The following is a 2,990-nucleotide window of genomic DNA, read 5'->3' on the forward strand; positions in this document are numbered from 1 at the left end:
GGCCATGTCCTAACTTTGCTTGTATCAGCGAAAAGCAAAAACATGGAGGGGCAATGGTGATCGTTCGAGACCCGCTCGACCCCAAGATCTCTATGTGGCACTTCCTCGCGTACTACCTGCGCTTTATGCGGGAGAAGGAGGGGCTGTCGCTCGCCCAGTGGGGCAAGATCATCGGGATGGCGCGGTCAAGCGTTTCGAACATCGAAGCCGGACGCGCGAAGCTCCAGGTCGACTACGCGAGGCGGCTCGACGTCAAGTTCGAGACCGGCGGGCTGTTCGAACTGCTGCTCTGGTACGCCCGCATGGCGCACGACCCGAACTGGTTCAAGCAGTACAGCCAGCACGAGCGACAGGCGGTCGAGATCAAAGTCTTCCACGGGCAGGCGGTCCCGCTGCTGCTCCAGACCGACGACTACACGCGGGCCTACGTCCGCATGAACACAGCCAAGGACGTCGAAGGCATGCTGGCTGGCCGGGTCAGCCGCAAGCGGGCTGTGATGGAGCGAGAGGATCCCCCGTACATCTGGGCGCTTCTGGACGAGGCAGTCCTCGCACGTCCGGTCGGTGGCCGAGAGGTCATGAAGGCACAGCTCCAGTATCTCCTGGAGCTGTCACAACGCTGGTACGTCATCCTTCGGATCGTGCCGTTTTCGGCGGGTGAACACCTTGGCGCGGACGGATTCTTCCAGCTCATCGGCTTGCAGGACCGCGACATCGCATACGCAGGAGCGCAGAAGGGCGGTCGCTTGATCGAAATGCCCGACGAGATCAAGGACTTTGCTGTTACTTTCGAACGTATCGGCGCAAAGGCCGAATCTCAGGACGCTTCGCGCGACATGATCAAGCATTACTTGGAGAGGTGCCCATGACCGTCCAGTGGCGCAAGAGCTCTTACAGCGGCACAGCAACCGACGAGGTATGCGTTGAGCTGGGACGACTTGCGCCAGGGGTCGGGATCGGGGTGCGGGATTCGAAGGACCCGGACGGTGGCCACCTCACCCTCTCCGTTGCCCAGTTCGCCGGTCTGGTAGAGCAGATCAAGCAGCACCCGGAGCGGTAACCATGATCGTGCAGTGGCGTAAGAGCACTCACAGCGGCGGAGCAAATGATGAGCACTGCGTTGAGCTGGGACGTCTTTCGCCGGGCATCGGAGTGCGGGACAGCAAGGATCCGGACGGTGGCCACCTCACTCTGTCCGTTGTGGAGTTCGCCAGCCTGATCGAGCGGGTCAAGCGGTACCCGGCCCGCTGACCGTCCTCCCGTCCAGCCGAACCCTCGCCCTCGGTACGGCCCTCTCATCCTTGGACCGGCTCACGTCCCGGGGCTTCGGGCGGATCATTCGTCCTGGGGTGGCGATCACTCATCGAGGTCCGCTGCCCGGGACGCCGCCTCTCGATCGCCCGTAAGCACCAATCCGCGCCCACCCGGCCCCCGAGCCTCCCGCCTCCGGACGTCCACCTCCGAACACGTCCCACCCCCGTCCCGGGCGCTTGGGCTTGGATCGGGCAATGTGCCTGCCGGCGATCAAGCCGAGGTCAGAGGCCGAGGCTGGCGAGTTCGCCGCGGGAGGACACGCCTAGTTTCGGGTAGGCGCGGTACAGGTGGTGGCCGATGGTGCGCGGGCTCAGGAACAGCTGCGCCGCGATGTCGCGGTTGGACAGGCCCTGGGCGGCGAGCCGGACGACCTGGAGCTCCTGCGGGGTGAGCCGGTCGGCGACGGAGTCGTCGCGGGTGCTCGCGCCCGCCTCGCCGGTCGCCCGGAGTTCGGCCCGGGCGCGTTCGGCCCACGGTGCCGCGCCCATTCCCTCGAAGGTCTCCAGCGCCGGCCGCAGCAGTGAGCGCGCCTCGGCCTTGCGCTGCGCCCGGCGCAGCCATTCGCCGTACAGCAGCTCGGTCCGCGCCCGCTCGAACGGGCGGCCGCCTTTGGCGTGCACCCGCACCGCCTCGGCGAAAAGCCGTCCGGCCTCCTCTCCCGTGGTGAGGAGCGCGCGGCAGCGCAGCAGGACGCCCGCCGCCCACGGCTGCTCCGACGCGATGCTCCAGCCCTCGAAGCGTTCGATGGCCCCGTCCGCCCGCTCCGGCCGCCCGGCTCGGACGGCGGCCTCGACATGGTCGCCCGCGAAGTGGATCAGGTTCATCAGCCCGAGCGGGGTGTCCCCGGCGCCGCGGGAGGCCGCCTCCAGCCGGTCGAGGGCGCGGTCGTACCGGCCGCCGCCGAGGTCCAGCAGGGCGAGCGCCATCGAGCCCCACGCCACGGTGCGGGCGATCCGGGCCGTCCGGGCGCGGGCGACGGCCGGTTCGGCGAGCGACCGGCAGGCGTCCCCGTCCCCCGCGAACGCCGCCGCCCAGGCCAGCACGCAGCGCAGATGGTCGACGCGGTGCAGCTGCCCGGTGCTCTCGGCGAGCCGCATGCCCTCCTCGGCGTGCACGATCGCGTCCCTGCGGCGGCCGAGGAACATCTCCGTCACCGCCAGATGCTCCAGCGCGTTCGGCAGCCAGCCGATCTGCCCGGTGTCGCGCGCATCGGCGACGAGCGGCTCGTAGATCTCCAACGCGGCCTCGTCGTCGCCGGTCAGCATGCCCATCGCCCCGGCGATGACCCGCTCCGCGGTGCCGGGCACCCCGCCGCGCCGGGCCGCGGCGAGCAGGACGCGCATCCGCGGCATCGCCTCCGCCGGATCGTTCGCCATGAGCCGGGCGAGGCCGCCGAGCGCCACCGCGCCGGGCGTCTCGCCGGCCACCTCGAGCAGCCGGTCGGCGGCCTGCCGGGCGAGCGCCGAATCGCCGCCGAAGTAACTGTTCCGGACGGCTTCCGCCAGCATCCGCGCGGCCTTGGCCGGCTGCCGATCCGCGATCGGGTCGGCGGCCGTGAGCAGGATCGCCGCCGCGGCGAGCGGTGACCCGCGCTCGAACTCCACCCCGGCCCGGACGTGGGCGAGGCGCGCCGTGAGCGCGGCGTCCCGGGTGGCCCGGCCCGCGCGGCGCGCGAT

At 70.0% G+C, this 2,990-nt stretch carries 4 protein-coding genes; 3 read left to right on the plus strand and 1 reads right to left on the minus strand.

The annotated features are described in order from the left end of the window. The 3 genes from AF1_RS32250 to AF1_RS33930 all read left to right on the plus strand — a co-directional run. Nucleotides 1-869, plus strand: an 869-nt coding sequence (locus AF1_RS32250) for a helix-turn-helix domain-containing protein (protein ID WP_217999872.1), incomplete at its 5' end; no start/stop codon positions are given. Beyond that, the gene (locus AF1_RS32255) at nucleotides 866-1,060 is read left to right on the plus strand and encodes a DUF397 domain-containing protein (protein WP_067808085.1); all 195 of its coding nucleotides are present in this window, start codon (nucleotides 866-868) and stop codon (nucleotides 1,058-1,060) included. The genes AF1_RS32250 and AF1_RS32255, both read left to right, overlap by 4 nt. A 2-nt stretch (nucleotides 1,061-1,062) precedes the next feature. Then, a complete protein-coding gene (locus AF1_RS33930; RefSeq protein WP_165488476.1) occupies nucleotides 1,063-1,251 on the plus strand; it encodes a DUF397 domain-containing protein in 189 nt (62 codons plus the stop codon). Between the two features lie 284 nt (nucleotides 1,252-1,535). On the opposite strand, the gene AF1_RS32260 is transcribed toward AF1_RS33930, so the two are convergent. Continuing rightward, nucleotides 1,536-2,990: LuxR C-terminal-related transcriptional regulator (locus tag AF1_RS32260; protein ID WP_169804074.1), on the minus strand; the 1,455-nt coding region annotated here is incomplete at its 5' end.

The organism is Actinomadura formosensis NBRC 14204, from assembly GCF_001552155.1.
Classification (GTDB): domain Bacteria; phylum Actinomycetota; class Actinomycetes; order Streptosporangiales; family Streptosporangiaceae; genus Spirillospora; species Spirillospora formosensis.